The following is an 18600-nucleotide window of genomic DNA, read 5'->3' as shown; positions in this document are numbered from 1 at the left end:
GAAATAGGATTGAATTGCACCCGTCGGGCGGATATTTCCGTCCGACGGTTTCTCTATTCAAAGGATTATTCTTACTTTTGCGTAGAATTTTTGATTCACTAACAATAAACTTTTAAACAAAATGGTTAATTACAAAGATTTAGGTCTGGTAAACACTAGAGATATGTTTGCTAAGGCTATCAAGGGTGGATATGCAATCCCTGCATTCAACTTCAACAATATGGAACAGATGCAGGCTATCATCAAGGCTGCTGTAGAAACTAAGTCTCCGGTTATTTTGCAGGTATCAAAAGGTGCTCGTCAGTATGCTAACGCTACACTGTTGCGTTACATGGCTCAGGGTGCTGTAGAATATGCAAAAGAATTGGGCTGCAAAAACCCTGAAATCGTTTTGCACCTCGACCACGGAGATACTTTCGAAACTTGCAAAAGCTGTATCGACTCAGGCTTCTCTTCTGTAATGATCGACGGTTCTCACCTTCCTTATGATGAAAACGTTGCTCTGACTAAGAAAGTTGTTGACTACGCTCACCAGTTCGATGTAACTGTAGAAGGTGAACTCGGCGTATTGGCCGGTGTAGAAGATGAAGTTTCTTCAGACCACCACACATATACTGAACCGGATGAAGTAGTTGATTTCGTAACTAAAACAGGTTGCGATTCATTGGCTATCTCTATCGGTACTTCTCACGGTGCTTATAAATTTACTCCGGAACAGTGCCACATCGATCCGAAAACCGGCCGTATGGTTCCTCCTCCGTTGGCATTCAACGTATTGGATGGCGTAATGAAAGAACTTCCGGGATTCCCTATCGTTCTTCACGGATCATCTTCAGTTCCTGAAGAAGAAGTTGCAACCATTAACCAATTTGGTGGTGCACTGAAAGCTGCTATCGGTATTCCTGAAGACGAGTTGCGTAAAGCTGCTGCTTCTGCTGTTTGCAAAATCAACATCGACTCAGACTCTCGTTTGGCTATGACTGCTGCTATCCGTAAGGTATTTGCAGAAAAACCGGCTGAGTTCGACCCACGTAAATACCTGGGACCGGCTCGCGACAACATGGAAAAACTCTACAAGCACAAAATCATCAATGTGCTGGGTTCAGACAATAAGTTGGCTGAATAAAAAAACATGATGTTGTTCATGTTTATTTAATTTACATTTTTGGAAGGCCACTCAAGCGATTGAGTGGCTTTTTTTAGGCCGGTCCGAAAATCCGGTTGCCATCCGGTTCGGGTTTTGATTCACTACGAAGGGGTACAGAAGGCACAGAGTTTTCATCTTTTGTTTATGAAAGGTTCCGGAGAGAAATTCTCTTCTGTGAGACGTTATTCTCTTCTGTGGTGAATAATCAAATCCACCGGGTTTTCGGGACTGGCTTATCAAAGTTTTACATGCCGGGATAAATGGTTTTACGTACCGGGGTAAATGGTTTTACATGCCGGGATAAAAGCCTTTACATACCGGAGATAATGTCTTTACATACCGGGATAAATGGATTTACATTGAAAGAAAAATATTGGTAAATATAATCTGTTGATTATCAAATTTATCGGGACGGTTGTCAAACTACATATTTGCCGGAGGAATCTTTATTCTTTCCTCGTTCGTTATACCATATCGTCTCCCGTCTTTACGACAGCCACTTTCAATGTCTTATGGAAAGGGATAAAAGCTGCAACGACTGCAACCACCAGTGCCAGTATCAGCACATAACCGATCAGTGTTTTCAGTGCCAGCAAGAGAGATTGCTGTTGCAAAGTGGAGTACAGGCTGTTGGTTGCCAACTGGCCGGCTTCGCTGAATTCGTGCCCCTGTGCCAGGGCGCTGTTCAGTACCTGGTTATATTTCTGTTCGGCTATTGGATTGGTCAGCGTCATATTTTCCGAAAGAACATTCATGCCTTTCACCTGAAGATAATAGAGCATGTTATTGAAAAACGAGGCCGACAGGACCGGTGCCAGTGCCGACCGGAAGGAAATCAGGAAGAAAGCGTTGGACAGTGTCAGGCGCGGGTCTAAATCTTCGACGACAAAAACGCCGAATGCGATAAACAGGACCATCATGCCCACTCCCCGGAATAAGATAGGAAGGTAGAGCATTTCGTAAGTGCCATACGGGGTTATGCCAAAGTAGAGAATTGCCAGATAAATGACGTAACAGAACATGCCGCCTGAAATCAGAAAGCGAAACCGCCACCGTTGCCATCGGAACCACCAGAAACAAATAATCGCTCCCACGACATAGCCGGGCAACAGCCACAGGCTGAGTGAATTGGCGTGAATGCTGTCTACCCGGATAATACTGTTCATGTAGTTGGTCACCAGTGAACTGGTGGCTGTCAGAAACATGGCGAGTACCATGAAGCCGTATCCGATGATGGATTTATGCAGAGTAAGTGGTTTCAGACTGACGAAAGGCTTCGGCTGTGTCCGTTGCCGGTAGATGAAAAGAGCTATCAGGAGAGGGATGATGAATACGTATACTCTTATTTTAGGGGATGCGAACCAGTCGAGTGTTTTGCCATAAGTGAAGGTATAGAGTGTCAGCAGATAGGCAGAGGCAATGATGAACATGCTCTTTCCGTCCATCTCCTTGAACGGGATGTGGACGGGACGTTGTGCGTAACGGAAAAAACACAATACAAACAGAATGGCAACCAGTAGAAGGATGGTGACGAAATAGTACATGTGCTGCCATTGATAATGATAGGCCAATTGTGCCGTGATAGCCATTGACAACTGTCCTCCGGAGAAGACAATGGGATAGAAATAGGCGTAAAATTCACTTCGTATGTTTTTGGGACTGAAAAGTGGACGGATCAGGATGATGAACTCGAGCATGACGAAACCTTTGAGGAATCCCATGAAGAAACAGCATCCCATGATGACGTCCATGCTGCCTGTCTGTGCACAGATCAGACTGAAGAAAACCTGTAGCAATAAGTCTGTGAGCAACAAGGTCTTCGAAGTGGCTATAGCACGTATTTTCGGTACGATGGGGTAGGCTACAGCCATCCCCACCGAAGCTGAATAATAGGCCATCGTGATATCTTCGCTCATCACTCCCAGCGTGTTCGACACTTCGATCATACTGCCTGTGTAAGCTCCGTTGAGCAGGGTGATGGGAAAAATGACGATGAACATCGTTACGATGCCCAACCATTGGGGCACCCAGGGGCGGGTAGGGAGGTTGAGCTTTACCATAGGCTTATGGGCGGACCGCCTCCGTTTCTACCATCATTCCGGCACGGAGGCATTCCATCTCTTTGGGTGAGGCATCGTTGAGGTCAATGCGGACAGGAATGCGCTGCTGTACTTTGACAAAGTTCCCGGCCGAATTGTCGGTAGGCACCAGGGAGTATTTTGACCCGGTAGCTTCGGAAATGGCCGTGACGGTTCCATGAAAGGTCCGGCCGCTGAAAGCATCTACTTTAATGCGAACCTTTTGTCCGATGTAGATGTGGGCTATCTGAGTCTCTTTATAGTTGGCAGTTACCCATTTATCATTGCCTCGTACCAGATACGAGAGAGTCTGTCCCCCTTGTACGAACTGTCCCGGTTCAAGGGTGCGCCGTCCCATGTATCCGTCATAAGGTGCGGTGACGACGGTATATGACAGGTTCAGTTTAGCCATATCCACTTCGGCCTCTTTACGGAGGATATTGGCTTCGGCACTGGTACTGCGTTTACTGGTTTCAGAGTACTGCGATTGGGCGGCTTCTTTCTGGCGCAGGAGGGCATTGTAACGTGCCCGGGTCGCTTCAAAATTTGCTTTTGCCAGTTCGTAATCCTGTTGGCTGATGGCCTGTTTTTTCAGGAGCCGGGTGTATCGGTTCAGTTCGGCTTCCTGCTGTGAAAGCCGTGCTTGGGTTTCGGCTATGTTGGCGTCCTGTACGGCAATGTTCACCCCTGAGGTCCGGATGCCGGAGTTCAAAACCTCTCTGGAGCCTAAGGCATCCATCAAAGCGGCTTCCGCATCTTTGAGTCGGATCCGGTATTCACGGTCATCCAGAATCAGGAGCGTGTCGCCGGCATGTACATACTGGTGCTCGGTGAAACGTACTTCTTTGATATATCCCGGTATCCGGATGTTGAGCGGAGCGATGTATTGGTCCACTACGGCATCATTGGTTATTTCGTAGCGGGCATATTTCCAGAAATAGTTTACTGTCCACGAGATACCTGCCAGTGCTAATAATATGCATACCGTGTTGAGAAAGATGTTTCTGTGCTTCAGTTTTCTTAATTCTTTTTGTTTCGCTTGATGGGTGGACATGGCCTGAGTTGATTTTAGATTTCGTTGAGAACTTCGTACAGTCTTTTTAAATCTTCGGTACATTCGTTTATCCGGCTGACCTCCATCTCTATTCCCGTTTGGGTATAGATATCGTTGATCAGCGGTTTCACTGTAAGGGCAAGTTCCTCGCCTTGTACTGTAAGAAAAATCAGCCGGTTTCTCCGGTCGGATGAATCTTCTTTCCGTATCACCCAATTCTTCTTCTCCAGGTTATTGATCAGGTTAGTCAGGCAAGCTTTGTCTTTTGCCGTTTTCTCTGCCAGAGACTGCTGGCTGATGCCTTGTTCGTTCCACAGGCAATTCATTACTTGCAGCATTTCGAAGGTCATATCTACGTTGTGCCGTTTGAGCACCCGTTGAAGGGTTTGACGGAAAGCCATCCGGGTTCGCAGGATTTGTAGAATAAGCTCGCGTGCCGATTCGTTGTTTGTCATCGTTGTATTCTTTTGGTCGGTGCAAAGGTAGCAATATTCTTCGATAATAGTCAAATGTTTGACTATTATTATTCGTGACAAAATTCACCACGGAGTAACACGGAGTAATACAGAGGTGATTTAAGTTGCTGATTATTATTGCAAACACTCTGTGCTACTCTGTGTTACTCCGTGGTAAAAAGACTTTTGACACCCCGAGCCTGCTTTGGGGTGAACGGGGCTAAAGCTCTATGACCATTGACTGGCGTGGAGCCATTGTCAGTTCCTCGTTCAGCATTATCATTTTTCCGCTAATGACGTCTTTGCCTTGAGTTTTATCTTTCAGTACTTCAGCGTAATATTTCAGAGGGAGTTTCACCTCCTTATCCGTACCGTTCAACAGGACAAATACTGTTTTTCCGTTATATTCGCGTGCATAGGCATATACACCGTGCTGAACCATGAACTGTTTCATGCTGCCTTTGGCAATCACATCGTTGCCTTTGCGCCAGTTCAGCAGATTGCGGTAGAAGTTATAGCTTTCGTTCTGTAGTTTGGTACGTCCCTCCGGAGTAAGAGCGTTTTCTTTATCATTGGCCCATCCGCCGGGGAAATCTTTTCTGACATAACCGTCGCTTTTGCTCTTTACTCCGTTCATCATGACTTCGGTTCCGTAATAGAGCTGCGGAATGCGCCGGGTGGTCAGCAAAAGGGTAGAGGCCTGTTTCAGCATGTCGAGATTTTCACCTTCACCCAGAAAGCGGTCGGTATCGTGATTCTCTATGAAAGCCAGCACGGATGCGGGATCGGGATACAGATAATCGTATACAAAGTTGTTGTATACCCGATCCAGACCTTTGAACCAGGTGTCGGTCTCTTCATTCTTGGCTGTGTTGATTTTGTCGAAGAAACTGAAGTCCATCACAGTTTTCAGGTTACTGTTGCGTGGGGCGGAGAGTTTGGAATCTTTTTGCCACCAGGCTGTGTAGGCAGGTTCGGTTACCCAGGTTTCGCCTACCGTGTTATAGTTGGGATATTCTTCATTCAGTTCCTTCATCCAGTTGCTCATGGCATCGTAGTCGGCATACGGGTAAGTATCCATCCGGATGCCGTCGATATCGGCATATTCAATCCACCACAAACTGTTTTGCAGGAGATATTTGTATACGTGAGGGTTCTTCTGGTTCAAGTCGGGCATGGCTTCCACAAACCAACCGTCATTCATCTGGTCGAAGTCATACTGTGAGGCGTACGGATCTACGTGAGGAGTCAGTTTGTAAGATGTCTGTACGAAGTTGTCTTTAAAATCGGAGTGGTTGAACCAGTCCTTCGAAGGCATATCCTTGATCCAGGGGTGTTCTACTCCGCAATGGTTGAAGATCATATCCATTACGACTTTAATGCCCCGGTTGTGAGCTTTGTCTATCAGCGAGCGATATTCTTCGTTGGTACCGAAACGTGGGTCTACTTTGTAATAATCGGTCGTGGCATAGCCGTGGTACGAACCGCCTTTCATATTGTTCTCAAGTACCGGGGTGAACCAGAGTGCGGTCACTCCCAGGTCGGTAAAGTAGTCCAGGTTTTGTTCAATACCGGCGAGGTCACCGCCGTGGCGGGCGTTCGGGTCATTGCGGTCTACTTTATATTCTGCCATGCCTTCTATCTGGTCGTTGTCCGGGTTTCCATTGGCAAAGCGATCCGGCATTAACAGATATAGGGCATCCGATGCGTCAAAGCCTTTGTGGTCGGCTCCTGCTTTGCTACGTGCTCTCAATTCGTAATCCTTAACCAGCTTTTTCTTTCCGAGAGTGAATGTAATAGGCATTTTCCCCGGTTTAACATCTTTATCGAGATGAAGATAGACAAGCAGATAATTGTTGCTTTCCAGCTTCACGACGCTGCTGAGTGATACTCCGGGATAGTTTACTGATACGGATGCCTGGCCGATGCCTTCGCCGTATACCATTAACTGGAGTTCCGGATTGTTCATGCCGGTGAACCAGAAGGGCGGATCGATTTTTGATACGTTCATGGCTGCATAAGTACTTAATGAAAGTAAGAGAGAACCTAAGAAGAACAATAATTTTTTCATGATATTAGCTCGTTATTATTTAGATGCTGCTAATATAGGATAAATCATCGGATTGGTTCCTGTTTTCTTCCTTACTGTCCGCCATCTATTTATGCAAACGTTTTCATAGGAGATGCTTAAACCTGAATCGGGCATTTGTAATGTGCACAAAAGCCACTTTGGATACCTACTTTTCTCCTTTGAAGAATTTTTCCTTTCGGATACTTTCCAGTTTATTGGCGGCACTTTTATAATAGTCTATGCGAGGTGCGGGCTCCTCTTCTTCGACGTCGCTATCTTGTTGCAGCTCTATTGCCTTCTGTTGGGACTTTGTTCGTAGAAAAGCTTGCAAGTAGCGCTCTGTGGCTTTTGTATCTTTGATTTTATCGGATAGAAAGGCCATGTTATAAAGCAATATATGCCTGTCGGGGGCATACTTATATTGTTCTTTGATTGCTTTTATCTGCTCGCGGGTCTGTTTGGCCTCTTTATAGCAATCCGCAAGTCCGAAATAGAGACGTTCCATTATACTGTCGGTGGGGATAGTCTGGTCGATGGCCTGATTCAGGTACTCAATCCCATCTTGTTTCCACAAAGTCTTGGAGCAGGAGCGTCCCAAGTAGTAGAGCAGGTTGGCGCTGGGGGACTGGCGGGATTTTGCTTTAAGCAGCCAATCGCGTGCTTTAAAGTATTCTTTCGTGGCATAATAGCTGACCCCCAGATAATAACATGTCAGCAGGGTACTGTCTCCCTGGTTTGTCAGATCTTGATAACGTTTGATTGCCATGGGGTAGTCTTTGTGCAGACAATAAGCCAGGGCGTTCTGTCGGTTTACCTCTACATTGGTACTATCCATTTGGCGATATCCTTCTGTCAGGGAGATTGCCCCTTCATAATCCTGCATCGTATTGAGTATGCTGCCCAATCTGGCAACAGACAGATAGTCGGAAGGATATTTTCTAATGATGGAAATGTAACATAACATGCTTTCTATCGGCATGTTAAGTCCTTCCATACTTTCTGCCATTAATCGTAATACGGTAGCGGAACTGTCTTTCTTGGCCAATGTGACGCTTTCGTGCAGTGCATCTCCATATCGCTGCTGGTTGTATAGTAGACGGGTGTATTGCAGGTGCGCGTAAGTATGTTCCGGATTTAACTTCAAAACTTTCCGATAGTATTCCAAGGCCTCGTTGTACTTGCTCAGTTGCCTGCAACATTCAGCGGCTTCTATCAATGCCTGCTGGTTTTCGGGTAATTCGGAAATGATATGTTGTAAAGTGGACAAGGCTTCGGCAGTGTGTCCCAATCCCTTTAAAGCCTTGGCTTTTTGTAACAATAATTGCGATGAAGCAGTTTCTCCATCGATCAGTCTGATGGCCGTTTTGTAGTCATAGTTTGCCATTGCTTCCTGGATAGAAGTTACGTTCTGAGCGGACAATGCTACATTGAAGCCCAGACAGAGGAGGATCAGGAGGTATTTCATATGAGTAAATATAGGTTTTGTTATTTCGGGCTTTGTTCCGGTATTCCCTCGTTGAAGAATTTTTCTTTCTGTAAGTCCTTCAGCCACTTATCGGCAGCGTTGTAGTAGTTTTCAAGTCCCAGAACGAGTTCTCCTTTTTCGGCGGTGGCTTCCTCCTTTTTGGCGTCTTTGTTCCGGGTCTTTAAGAAGGCCTGCAAATAACGTTCGGCTGATTTGTGGTCTTTTAGCTGATATGAATAATTCCAGGCGATGTCATAAAGTAGTTTATGGTTCGTCTTATCATATTTATACAGCTCTTTGAGGGCTTGGATTTGTTTGGGTGTGTCTCTTGCCAGTTTACAGCAATCGACCAAGCCTTTGTAAAGACGGATCATGGCACTGTCTTTGGGGATGGTAAGTTCGATGGCTTTCTCCAGATGTTCTATGCCTTCCTTTTTCCAGGAAGTCTTGGCGCAACATCGTCCCAGATAATAGAGCAAGTTCGGATCTTCTTCCATATCTTTGTACAGTTTGCTGAAGCATGCGTGTGCTTCATAATAATATTCATCGGCATAATAGCTGATTCCCAGATAGTATAATGTTTGTGTACTGCTGTCTCCCTGCTGGCATAGATTTTCGTAACGCTTGATGGCCATCGGGTATTGTTGGGCACGACAATAGGCAAGTGCGTTTTGCTGGTTTACGATCAGGTTGGTTGAATCCCGTTCTCTGTAGCGTTCGGTCGCTTTGATCGCGTATTCGGGATATCCTGCCGCTATGTTCAGATTTCCCAGTTTGGCCGCTGCTAAATAGTCGTCCGGGTATTTGTCCTGAATGATTTCATAACAGCCGATGGCAGGCAGTATTTGTTGCATTCCTTCAAGGCTCTGTGCCTGTAGGTGGAGTACCACGGCCGAACTGTCCGTTTCGGACATCATTGAGCTCTCTCCAAAAGCTTCGGCATAATTTTTCGTATTGCAAAGCAAGTTGATAAATTGCAAGCGGGCATACTTGTTCTTGGGATTCAAGGTGATGGTTTTCCGGTAATAGTCCAATGCATCGTTATATTTAGCCATTGCTTTGCAACATTCCGCGGCTTCGATGTGTGCCTGTTGGTTGGTAGAATCTGCCGTAATTACTTGGCGGATGACACGGAGAGCCTCGGCGTTGTTGCCGATTCCTTTCAGGGCTTTGGCTTGCTGCATCAATAGCGGGATGGTAGGCTTCTCTTTGTTGATCAGTTCAATGGCAGTCTCGTAATCATAGTTTGCCATTGCTTCCTGAATCTTGTTTTGATTCGTGTTCTGTGCCGTTAGTATGGGGCTAAGACACAAGCAAAAGATAAAGATGAGTGGTTTCATAGCTTTTGTTTTCATAGGACGTATGTTTTATTGCCTGCAAGTTAGTAAAAATATTGTTTCTACGAAGGGTTCGTAACGTCTTTTAGATAGATTAACGTAAAATGCAAGGCGCCTCTCTTTTCGCAAAGAGAGACGCCCCGGTTCTATTTTATGAAAAAGCTTTTAAACTACATAAGGAATCCGAGCAGGATACCGGCAGCTACGGCTGAACCGATTACTCCCGCCACGTTCGGACCCATAGCGTGCATCAGCAGATAGTTAGTCGGATCGTATTCCAAACCGACCACTTGTGAGATGCGCGCCGAGTCGGGTACGGCAGATACACCTGCATTACCGATCAGCGGATTGATCTTGTTGCCTTTCTTCAGGAAGAGATTGAAGAACTTCACAAACAAGACACCCGAGGTAGTGGCAATGATGAAAGAGAATGCACCGAGGATGAAGATCAGGATAGAATCCCAGGTGAGGAATTGTGAGGCTTGGGTAGAAGCTCCCACAGTCAGTCCCAACAGGATAGTGATGACATCGATCAACGGACCGCTGGCAGTATTTGCCAAGCGACGGGTTACACCGCTTTCTTTCAATAAATTACCAAAGAACAGCATACCCAGCAAAGGCAGACCCGACGGAACCAGGAAGCAAGTGAGCAACAGACCCACGATGGGGAAAATCACTTTTTCGGTATGCGATACGATTCTTGGTGGTTTCATGCGGATCAGGCGTTCGTGTTTAGTGGTCAGCGCACGCATGATGGGCGGTTGTATCACCGGTACCAGTGCCATGTAAGAATAGGCTGATACGGCGATGGCACCCATCAGGTTCGGAGCCAGTTTGGACGAAAGGAAGATCGCCGTCGGTCCGTCGGCACCACCGATGATACCGATGGCACCGGCTTGGTTAGGCTCAAATCCTATGAGGAGGGCAATGATGTAAGCACCGAAGATACCGAACTGTGCGGCAGCTCCGATCAGCATCAGTTTGGGGTTGGAGATCAGTGCCGAGAAGTCCGTCATGGCCCCGATGCCTAAGAAAATAAGCGGCGGATACCAACCGGAGGTTACACCTTGATAAAGGATGTTCAGTACCGAACCTTCTTCGTAAATACCCACTTTTAATCCGGCTTCCATATTGAATGGAATATTACCGATCAGAATACCGAAGCCAATGGGGATCAGCAGCATCGGTTCAAATTCTTTGGCTACGGCAAGGTAGATAAAGAAAAGACCGATTAGCAACATGAAAAGATGTCCGGGTGTCGCGTTTGCGAAACCGGTGTATCCCCAGAAGTCAACAAGGTTATTCCCTAAGAATGATACGAAATCTCCCATAATTATTCAATGATTACGAGGTCTGTACCTTCAAGTACAGAATCTCCTTTATTAACTTTAATTTCTGCTACTTTTCCATCTTTATTGGCATTGATGTTGTTTTCCATCTTCATAGCCTCAAGGATGATGATAGTCTGGCCTTTCTTGACAGTGTCTCCTGCTTTCACCTTGATGTCGAGGATGACACCCGGCAGCGGAGATTTCACGCCGTCTCTCTTGGAAGCTGTCGGCTGTTTGGTCACTACCGGAGCTCCCGATTCGGTTTTCGGAGCGGCTGCCGGACGGGTAACCGGTTTCGGAGCAGCTTTGACGGGAGTATCCAACTCTACTTTGTAAGAGGTTCCGTTTACTTCAACATTGGCTATGTTATCTTCTACATCGTTCACTGTAACGTTGTAAAGGTTGCCGTTGATTTTATATTTATATTGTTTCATTGCTTCATTTTATTAGGGTTAGTAATTATCTTCTCGGAGTCTGACGCAGTGTGTAGATCTTCGAACTCCACGGTGAGTAGGTGCGTTTCACTTTGTTGATAGTCAGAATCATGTCTTCAACGTCGTGAGCGTCATTCAGGTATTCGTGCAAAGCCATGGCGATAGCGGCGGTCTCTTCACCTGTGTGGCTACCCAGGTTCTTCTCCTTCGCTTCCGTCTTGTCGGTGATACCGGTGGCTTTCATTGCGTTTTTCTTACCCAGTCTGACAGCGATATTACCTACCGCCTTGAATGAAAGATACAAAAGTACCAAACCAATGAATACGACTGACATGGCAATGATGGCCATACCAATACCGATAGAGTCGTGCTTTTTGAAGTTCTCGATCTTCGGGTTTTTGTCGATAGTCATATTGTTGGTGCTCGGAGTGACATAACTATGTTCTCCGCCACCTTTTACTACCCAGTTAGCACTTCCGTCTTTTTCACGGGCGTATGAACGGTCGGCAAGCTGACCGGCAGGGATGGTTACCTCGTCAATCAAAGTTTTACCGTTGGAATCATACAGAGCAATGTAGTTCTCTTTGTCCGGATCGAGCGTAAAGTTTACATGAAACGTACCCCGGTTAGGCATCCCGTCTGCCCAGAACAAAGCATGTTGGCGTGGCTTGATTAAAGTCAGCACGTCGCCTTTGGGAATAGGATATTTGGTCGGATTGTTTTTATCGTTCGTCAGAAAGCAACCTTCCAGATTTACCGAAGCGAAAGAGGTATTGAATATCTCTATCCACGCATTGTGCAGCCCGTAATCATCCTGATAGTTCTGGTCGTTGATGACCAAAACTTCATTGATTTTCAGACTGGTGGCACTTTGCGCCCTGAGCCCCATGCAAACCATTGCCAGCAGAGCGATAAATATCCCGATTCTTTTCTTATTCATAACAATCGATTTTTATTTGTTACAATGGAATATTACCGTGCTTTTTAGCAGGGTTGGTTAATTTCTTGGTTTGCAGCTGTTGCAAAGCGCGGATCACGCGGAAACGAGTGTTTCTCGGTTCGATAACGTCGTCGATGTAGCCGTATTTGGCCGCATTGTACGGGTTTGCGAAGAGTTTGGTATACTCGGCTTCCTTGTCTGCCAGGAATTGAGCAGGGTTTTCCTGATCTTTGGCTTCCTTGGCATACAATACCGCTACTGCACCGGCACCACCCATTACGGCGATTTCGGCTGTCGGCCATGCATAGTTCATGTCACCGCGGAGTTGCTTGCAACTCATTACGATGTGTGAACCACCGTAAGACTTACGCAGGGTTACGGTCACTTTAGGTACAGTGGCTTCGCCGTAAGCATACAGCAATTTGGCTCCGTGCAGGATCACACCATTGTACTCCTGACCTGTGCCCGGAAGGAATCCCGGAACGTCTACCAATGTTACCAGCGGGATGTTGAATGCGTCGCAGAAACGAACGAAACGGGCGCCTTTGCGTGATGCGTTGCTGTCGAGCACGCCTGCCAGATATTTAGGTTGGTTGGCAACCACACCTACCGACTGTCCGTTCATGCGGGCAAAACCGATGATAAGATTTTTGGCGTAGTCTTTCTGTACTTCCAGGAATTCACCGTTGTCGATGATGGCACCGATCACTTCGTACATATCGTACGGTTTGTTCGGGCTGTCGGGGATGATTTCGTTCAACAGGTCATCCATACGGTCGATCGGGTCGGTACAGTTCACCAATGGGGCTTCTTCCAGATTGTTTTGCGGGATAAAGCTGAGAAGTTTGCGGATGATCGCCAGACCTTCTTCTCCGGTTTCGGCTGTGAAGTGGGTTACACCCGACTTGCTGGCATGTACGCTTGCACCTCCCAGGTCTTCCTGAGATACGTCTTCACCTGTTACTGTTTTTACTACAGCAGGTCCGGTGAGGAACATGTAAGATGTACCTTCGGTCATCAGCGTGAAGTCTGTCAGGGCAGGAGAGTAAACCGCACCTCCGGCACACGGACCGAAAATACCCGAAATCTGTGGAATAACACCCGATGCCATGATATTACGCTGGAAAATTTCAGCATAACCGGACAGAGCGTTGATACCTTCCTGAATACGTGCGCCACCCGAGTCGTTGATACCGATAACAGGAGCACCCATCTTCATGGCCATGTCCATTACTTTACAGATCTTCTGTGCCATGGTTTCCGACAGTGAACCACCGAATACGGTGAAATCTTGTGCGAAAACATATACTAATCTACCTTCTATTGTTCCATAACCGGTTACTACACCGTCGCCGAGGAAATGTTTCTTGTCTTGTCCGAAGTTAGTACATCTGTGTTGAACAAACATATCCAGTTCTTCGAAACTACCTTCGTCAAGCAACTGTGCAATACGCTCGCGGGCCGTATATTTGCCTTTGGCGTGTTGTTTTTCAATAGCCTTTTCGCCACCACCTAAACGAGCCTGAGCGCGAAGTTCAATAAGCTCTTTTACTTTTTCAAGCTGGTTACTCATGAGTTTTTCTTAATTTAAAGGGTTATAATATTTACGATTAGACGATTTGCGATGTACGGTTGAAAATTGATAACCAAAGGTGTTTTCAATCATACATTCTGTGCTTGTCAAGTCGTATCTCTTTTTTAGTGTTCACAGAGTTCGGTCAGTACGCCCAAAGTTGATTTCGGGTGAAGGAAAGCGATATTTAAGCCTTCGGCTCCTTTGCGCGGGGCTTTGTCGATCAGGCGGATTTCCTTGCTTTCGGCTTCTGCCAGAGCGTTAGCCACACCGTCTTCAACGGCAAATGCAACGTGATGAACACCTGCGCCTTTGTTTTCGATGAATTTGGCGATGGTACTTTCCGGACATGTCGGTTCCAGTAATTCGATTTTGGTATCACCTACCTTCAGGAAGGCTGTTCTTACTTTTTGATCTTCTACAGTTTCGATGTTGTAGCATTTCAAACCTAATACGTTTTCATAATACGGAAGGGCTTCCTCGATACTTTTTACGGCAATGCCCAAGTGTTCAATGTGTGAAATCTTCATAACTATATTTTTTAATTTTGGTTTTAATCGTCTTTTTGGAATGGTATAAAACAGCACAAAGAAAATCAATTCTTGTTTAATAAAGAAATTTTTCTGCAATTAATTATGGTGAAAATAGGTTTAAAACCCAAGGGGCGTTACTTTAAAAGGTAGGCATTGTTGGTTTCAAGCCAATTCTTCTTTGGTTTTAAACCCAGAGGATGCTTGATTTTTAGACATATATTTTGATCAGCAGATTGTTCAGCCACTGCCAGCGGAAGCGGAACCAGCGTCGGGTACTGCTTTGTTTGCCGCCGAAGCGGAGTACGAAGTCGCGGTAACCGTGTTTCTTGAAGGGGAGTCCGGCATCCATGAATTCCATGTGACGGAACCCGTTTTGATGTGCGTCTTGTAAAGCTTTCCATACAGCCAGTATACCCGGGTATTGCAGAGCATAGGTTTTCCGCATACCTCCCGAGAACCACAGGTAGGCATCGTTGCCTGAATAGATACAGGCAGATCCTCCGATGATTTTTCCTTTGTAGCGGACAATGAAAATTTTACCTTGCTTGCTGTGGATCAGCCGTGTGTCCATGTGCTGGAAAAAGATGATATTGGGAAAGTGCTTACGGATGCGGGACGAGTAGAGATGTCGCAGCATGTTCGAGAATTCGCGGATTTCTTCTATCGTGTGTGCTTCGTCTACCGATGCGCCATTTTTCAGGCCTTTCTTGATTTGGCGGATACGGGAAGGGCTGAAACGCTGTTCCGCACTTTCGGTGCCGTGTAGTGAATTGCGTACCCGCAGCCAGTTGACAGGGAAGTATTTGTTCGACCGGAAGTATTTGTAACCGAACATGGCATTTTCAAGATTGCGAAATTCTATCAGGAACGAACTCCGCAATACTTCTGTGGTGAGATGCTCCAGCATTTCACCGAATATTTTTTCCTTATCGGCTTCTGCTGTCAGATATTCGCCGGTGCCATAAACTTCACATCGCTTGATAAGGGAAGGAGGAAACATGCGTATGCTTTTGCGGATGGCGGCAAGCAGCCGGGCAATTGGTTTTCCATCTTCCGAAGCCATGATCAGGAGCGGAGTGTAGCCCGGAGTTTCTTCATAAATCTGAAATAACTCCTTTGAATGAAATGTATTGGTTCCGGGAAAATCCGGAATTTCACTCCCTCGGTAATATGTAGTCAGTTTTAATGGCATATCGGGACAAATTTACATTTTTTATTTCTCTTTACAACATTTGCGGGGCTTATTTTGTTGACCTGTTATTTTGTGATTATCTTTGTAGATATACTACAATAAAATCCGTTTCGATTATGTTAGAAGAAATTCTTGAATTCAACAAAAAGTTCGTTGAGAACAAGGGATACGAAAAGTATATTACTAACAAGTACCCCGATAAGAAGATCGCCATCCTTTCATGCATGGATACCCGTCTGACTGAGTTGCTGCCTGCTGCTTTGGGAATCCACAACGGAGACGTGAAGATTATAAAGAATGCCGGTGCCGTCATTTCCCATCCTTTCGGCAGTGTCATCCGTAGCTTGCTGGTAGCCATCATCGAACTGGGGGTGGAAGAAATTATGGTCATTGCCCATTCGGATTGCGGTGCTTGCCATATGAACAGTGATGAAATGATTGCCCACATGAAAGAGCGGGGAATCAAATCTGAAACGATCGATATGATACGCTACTGCGGTGTTGACTTCAGTTCGTGGCTGGGAGGTTTCGACGATCCGGTTGAGTCTGTCAAAGGGACGGTCCGTTCTATCGAGAACCATCCGCTGATCCCGAAAGACGTCCGGGTGCATGGCTTTATCATCGATTCACTGACCGGTGAATTGACGAGAGTGGAATAAATTGCCTATCTTTGCAGGGAAATCATTACCGGTTATGCAGATTCATACAGATCGGGCTTTTTATTATGATTCTGTATAAGTCTGCGGTAAATGTTCGTTTATTAAAAACAATGCATTTATAGTATATGGAAAATTTCAGTGAACTGATAAAGAAACGCCGCAGTATGCGGAAATTTACAGGAGAAGAACTTTCTCAGGAGGAGGTAGTCGCTTTGCTGAAAGCGGCTCTGATGGCTCCCACTTCTAAACGTAGCAATAGTTGGCAGTTTATCGCGGTCGATGATAAAAAGCTGCTTGGCGAACTCTCGCACTGTAAAGAGCAGGCTTCTGCTTTCATAGCCGATGCCGCGCTGGCAATTGTGGTTACTGCCGATCCTTTGGCAAGCGATGTTTGGATTGAAGATGCTTCCATTGCTTCCATCATGATTCAGCTTCAGGCCGAAGACTTGGGATTGGGCAGTTGCTGGGTGCAGGTACGCGAGCGTTATACTGCTGCCGGAATGCCTTCCGATGAGTTTGTGCGTGGTGTGCTCGACATTCCTTTGCAATTACAGGTGTTGTCCATTATTGCGATCGGGCACAAAGGCATGGAGCGCAAGCCCTTCAATGAAGATAATCTGCAATGGGAGAAAATCCATATTAATAAGTTTGGAGGCAAGTAGCGGTGAGTGCGGTAAAAGCAAACAATAAAGATACATATAAAGCCACGGCAGTCACCCTTATTGTGATAGGGGTACTCTATCTGATAGACAAACTGATACACTTTTCTGCATTGGGTATACCCTGGGTGATGAATAAAGATAATCTTTTGCTCTACACTGCGGTTATTTTCCTGTTTATCAAACGGGACAAATCCGTCGGCCTGGTGCTGCTCGGATTGTGGCTGGTACTGAATATCGGCTTGATTGTCTCACTGCTTGGTTCGATGTCCGGTTACCTGCTGCCCTTGGCTTTATTGATAATCGGAGGTATATTGTATTTGATTTCAACACGATGAAAAGAAGTATAGAAGATACACCGATTGTGTTTATCGGTGCCGGGAATCTTGCCACAAATCTGGCAAAGGTTCTTTATCGGAAAGGATTCCGTATCGTACAGGTATATAGCCGTACGGAAGAGTCGGCCCGTGAGCTGGCGCAGAAAGTAGAAGCTGAGTATACGACGAGCCTTGAAGAGGTGAATCCATATGCAAAGTTGTATATCATTTCGCTCAAAGATTCCGCCTTTGCCGAACTTCTTCCCGCTATCGTAGCCGGTAAACGGAAAGAGGCATTGATGGTGCATACGGCAGGCAGCATTCCGATGAGTATTTGGGAAGGACATGCGTCACATTATGGGGTGTTCTATCCCATGCAGACTTTCAGTAAGCAACGGGAAGTCGATTTTAAGGAGATTCCTTTCTTTATAGAAGCTTCGTCGACCGAAGATGCCGCATTTCTGAAAGCTATTGCGTCTACCTTGTCGAACCGTGTATATGATGCCGATTCGGAACAACGCAAGAGCCTTCATCTGGCTGCTGTGTTCACATGCAATTTCACTAATCACATGTATGCCCTTGCCGCCGAACTGCTTAAGAAATATAACTTGCCGTTCGACGTGATGTTGCCGCTAATTGATGAAACGGCCCGTAAAGTGCACGAATTGGAACCTAAAGCAGCACAGACGGGACCTGCGATCCGTTATGACGAGAACGTCATCGGCAATCATTTGCGGATGCTTGCCGATGATCCCGGGATGCAACAATTATATGAATTACTTAGCCGAAGTATCCACGAAAGACATTAACCCCAAATATAAATAAGAATGAGTACTATCAATTACGACCTCACCCGGATTAAAGCACTTGCTTTTGATGTAGACGGAGTGTTGAGTGCAGATGTGATTCCACTCCATCCGTCGGGTGAACCGATGCGTACGGTAAATATAAAAGACGGCTATGCGATCCAGCTGGCTGTGAAAAAAGGTCTTCATATTGCCATTATCACAGGTGGACGGACCGATGCGGTGCGGAAGCGCTTTGCCGGATTGGGGGTATCCGATCTCTATTTAGGCTCTGCCATAAAGATACACGATTATCGTGATTTCCGTGACAAGCACGGACTCGCGGACGAGGAGATACTCTATATGGGCGATGACGTTCCCGATATGGAAGTGATGCGTGAGTGCGGATTGCCCTGTTGTCCCAAAGATGCCGCTCCCGAGGTGAAAGCCGTTGCCCGCTACATTTCATATGCCGACGGCGGATACGGTTGCGGACGTGATGTGGTGGAGCAAGTACTTAAAGCGCAAGGCAAATGGTTGTCGGATGATGCTTTCGGGTGGTGATTTTTA

Annotated in this window: 18 protein-coding genes; 6 read left to right on the top strand and 12 right to left on the bottom strand. The window is 46.1% G+C overall.

The features are described 5' to 3' along the window. The first annotated feature begins 121 nt into the window (after window positions 1-121). Window positions 122-1126 carry a class II fructose-bisphosphate aldolase gene (locus tag R3O62_RS19720; RefSeq protein ID WP_005807673.1) on the top strand — a complete coding sequence of 335 codons (1005 nt, stop codon included), beginning with the start codon at window positions 122-124 and terminating at the stop codon, window positions 1124-1126. Between the two features lie 485 nt (window positions 1127-1611). Here R3O62_RS19720 and R3O62_RS19715 read toward each other — a convergent pair whose 3' ends face one another. The 12 genes from R3O62_RS19715 to R3O62_RS19660 form a co-directional block, all read right to left on the bottom strand. Further along, window positions 1612-3207, bottom strand: coding sequence for an MFS transporter (locus tag R3O62_RS19715; RefSeq protein ID WP_317472811.1), 1596 nt, complete (start codon window positions 3205-3207; stop codon window positions 1612-1614). A gap of 4 nt (window positions 3208-3211) precedes the next feature. Beyond that, the gene (locus R3O62_RS19710; protein ID WP_044301030.1) at window positions 3212-4279 is read right to left on the bottom strand and encodes an HlyD family secretion protein; all 1068 of its coding nucleotides are present in this window, start codon (window positions 4277-4279) and stop codon (window positions 3212-3214) included. Between the two features lie 14 nt (window positions 4280-4293). Further along, window positions 4294-4734: a MarR family winged helix-turn-helix transcriptional regulator gene (locus tag R3O62_RS19705; RefSeq protein ID WP_005807671.1), complete on the bottom strand. Its 441-nt coding sequence runs from the start codon at window positions 4732-4734 to the stop codon at window positions 4294-4296. Window positions 4735-4954: 220 nt separating this feature from the next. Further along, window positions 4955-6805 (bottom strand): glycoside hydrolase family 13 protein, encoded by a 1851-nt coding sequence (locus R3O62_RS19700; RefSeq protein ID WP_022012320.1) that lies wholly within the window; start codon window positions 6803-6805, stop codon window positions 4955-4957. Between the two features lie 166 nt (window positions 6806-6971). After that, complete coding sequence (locus R3O62_RS19695) at window positions 6972-8270, bottom strand: tetratricopeptide repeat protein (RefSeq protein WP_317472810.1); 1299 nt, start codon at window positions 8268-8270, stop codon at window positions 6972-6974. Between the two features lie 20 nt (window positions 8271-8290). Further along, on the bottom strand, window positions 8291-9625 hold the full coding sequence (locus tag R3O62_RS19690; RefSeq protein ID WP_234071277.1) for a tetratricopeptide repeat protein: 1335 nt from the start codon (window positions 9623-9625) through the stop codon (window positions 8291-8293). Window positions 9626-9777: 152 nt separating this feature from the next. Continuing rightward, window positions 9778-10938, bottom strand: a complete 1161-nt coding sequence (locus R3O62_RS19685; RefSeq protein WP_005780630.1) for a sodium ion-translocating decarboxylase subunit beta — start codon at window positions 10936-10938, stop codon at window positions 9778-9780. A gap of 2 nt (window positions 10939-10940) precedes the next feature. Next, window positions 10941-11372: a biotin/lipoyl-containing protein gene (locus R3O62_RS19680; protein WP_005780629.1), complete on the bottom strand. Its 432-nt coding sequence runs from the start codon at window positions 11370-11372 to the stop codon at window positions 10941-10943. A 25-nt stretch (window positions 11373-11397) separates the two neighbouring features. Beyond that, entirely contained in the window at window positions 11398-12312 is a 915-nt protein-coding gene (locus tag R3O62_RS19675) for an OadG family transporter subunit (RefSeq protein ID WP_005780627.1), read from the bottom strand. Window positions 12313-12331: 19 nt separating this feature from the next. Continuing rightward, window positions 12332-13885, bottom strand: coding sequence for an acyl-CoA carboxylase subunit beta (locus R3O62_RS19670; protein ID WP_005821186.1), 1554 nt, complete (start codon window positions 13883-13885; stop codon window positions 12332-12334). A 125-nt stretch (window positions 13886-14010) separates the two neighbouring features. Next, window positions 14011-14415 (bottom strand): methylmalonyl-CoA epimerase, encoded by a 405-nt coding sequence (mce, locus tag R3O62_RS19665; protein WP_005780623.1) that lies wholly within the window; start codon window positions 14413-14415, stop codon window positions 14011-14013. 211 nt (window positions 14416-14626) lie between these two features. After that, the gene (locus R3O62_RS19660; protein WP_005780621.1) at window positions 14627-15610 is read right to left on the bottom strand and encodes a GNAT family N-acetyltransferase; all 984 of its coding nucleotides are present in this window, start codon (window positions 15608-15610) and stop codon (window positions 14627-14629) included. A 116-nt stretch (window positions 15611-15726) separates the two neighbouring features. Here R3O62_RS19660 and R3O62_RS19655 point away from each other — a divergent pair, with 116 nt between their 5' ends. The 5 genes from R3O62_RS19655 to R3O62_RS19635 all read left to right on the top strand — a co-directional run bounded on the left by R3O62_RS19655 (window position 15727) and on the right by R3O62_RS19635 (window position 18594). Continuing rightward, entirely contained in the window at window positions 15727-16269 is a 543-nt protein-coding gene (locus tag R3O62_RS19655) for a beta-class carbonic anhydrase (protein ID WP_032531668.1), read from the top strand. 125 nt (window positions 16270-16394) lie between these two features. Then, window positions 16395-16931, top strand: coding sequence for a nitroreductase family protein (locus R3O62_RS19650; RefSeq protein WP_005780618.1), 537 nt, complete (start codon window positions 16395-16397; stop codon window positions 16929-16931). Between the two features lie 2 nt (window positions 16932-16933). Next, window positions 16934-17266 (top strand): hypothetical protein, encoded by a 333-nt coding sequence (locus R3O62_RS19645; RefSeq protein WP_032531669.1) that lies wholly within the window; start codon window positions 16934-16936, stop codon window positions 17264-17266. Then, the gene (locus R3O62_RS19640; protein WP_005780614.1) at window positions 17263-18054 is read left to right on the top strand and encodes a Rossmann-like and DUF2520 domain-containing protein; all 792 of its coding nucleotides are present in this window, start codon (window positions 17263-17265) and stop codon (window positions 18052-18054) included. Before R3O62_RS19645 ends, R3O62_RS19640 begins: the two co-directional genes overlap by 4 nt. Before the next feature lie 18 nt (window positions 18055-18072). Further along, window positions 18073-18594, top strand: coding sequence for a KdsC family phosphatase (locus R3O62_RS19635; protein WP_005807661.1), 522 nt, complete (start codon window positions 18073-18075; stop codon window positions 18592-18594). Window positions 18595-18600 lie beyond the last annotated feature (6 nt).

The organism is Bacteroides hominis (assembly GCF_033042785.2).
GTDB classification, from domain to species: Bacteria; Bacteroidota; Bacteroidia; order Bacteroidales; family Bacteroidaceae; genus Bacteroides; species Bacteroides hominis.
Note: the sequence above shows the minus strand (reverse complement) of the source record. Positions and strands in the feature narration are given on the sequence as shown.

Excerpts from the sequence above, each read along its gene's own strand:
- R3O62_RS19720 (WP_005807673.1), top strand. The coding sequence starts at position 122 with ATGGTTAATTACAAAGATTTAGGTCTGGTAAACACTAGAGATATGTTT.
- R3O62_RS19715 (WP_317472811.1), bottom strand. The coding sequence starts at position 3,207 with ATGGTAAAGCTCAACCTCCCTACCCGCCCCTGGGTGCCCCAATGGTTG.
- R3O62_RS19710 (WP_044301030.1), bottom strand. The coding sequence starts at position 4,279 with ATGTCCACCCATCAAGCGAAACAAAAAGAATTAAGAAAACTGAAGCAC.
- R3O62_RS19705 (WP_005807671.1), bottom strand. The coding sequence starts at position 4,734 with ATGACAAACAACGAATCGGCACGCGAGCTTATTCTACAAATCCTGCGA.
- R3O62_RS19700 (WP_022012320.1), bottom strand. The coding sequence starts at position 6,805 with ATGAAAAAATTATTGTTCTTCTTAGGTTCTCTCTTACTTTCATTAAGT.
- R3O62_RS19695 (WP_317472810.1), bottom strand. The coding sequence starts at position 8,270 with ATGAAATACCTCCTGATCCTCCTCTGTCTGGGCTTCAATGTAGCATTG.
- R3O62_RS19690 (WP_234071277.1), bottom strand. The coding sequence starts at position 9,625 with ATGAAAACAAAAGCTATGAAACCACTCATCTTTATCTTTTGCTTGTGT.
- R3O62_RS19685 (WP_005780630.1), bottom strand. The coding sequence starts at position 10,938 with ATGGGAGATTTCGTATCATTCTTAGGGAATAACCTTGTTGACTTCTGG.
- R3O62_RS19680 (WP_005780629.1), bottom strand. The coding sequence starts at position 11,372 with ATGAAACAATATAAATATAAAATCAACGGCAACCTTTACAACGTTACA.
- R3O62_RS19675 (WP_005780627.1), bottom strand. The coding sequence starts at position 12,312 with ATGAATAAGAAAAGAATCGGGATATTTATCGCTCTGCTGGCAATGGTT.
- R3O62_RS19670 (WP_005821186.1), bottom strand. The coding sequence starts at position 13,885 with ATGAGTAACCAGCTTGAAAAAGTAAAAGAGCTTATTGAACTTCGCGCT.
- mce (WP_005780623.1), bottom strand. The coding sequence starts at position 14,415 with ATGAAGATTTCACACATTGAACACTTGGGCATTGCCGTAAAAAGTATC.
- R3O62_RS19660 (WP_005780621.1), bottom strand. The coding sequence starts at position 15,610 with ATGCCATTAAAACTGACTACATATTACCGAGGGAGTGAAATTCCGGAT.
- R3O62_RS19655 (WP_032531668.1), top strand. The coding sequence starts at position 15,727 with ATGTTAGAAGAAATTCTTGAATTCAACAAAAAGTTCGTTGAGAACAAG.
- R3O62_RS19650 (WP_005780618.1), top strand. The coding sequence starts at position 16,395 with ATGGAAAATTTCAGTGAACTGATAAAGAAACGCCGCAGTATGCGGAAA.
- R3O62_RS19640 (WP_005780614.1), top strand. The coding sequence starts at position 17,263 with ATGAAAAGAAGTATAGAAGATACACCGATTGTGTTTATCGGTGCCGGG.
- R3O62_RS19635 (WP_005807661.1), top strand. The coding sequence starts at position 18,073 with ATGAGTACTATCAATTACGACCTCACCCGGATTAAAGCACTTGCTTTT.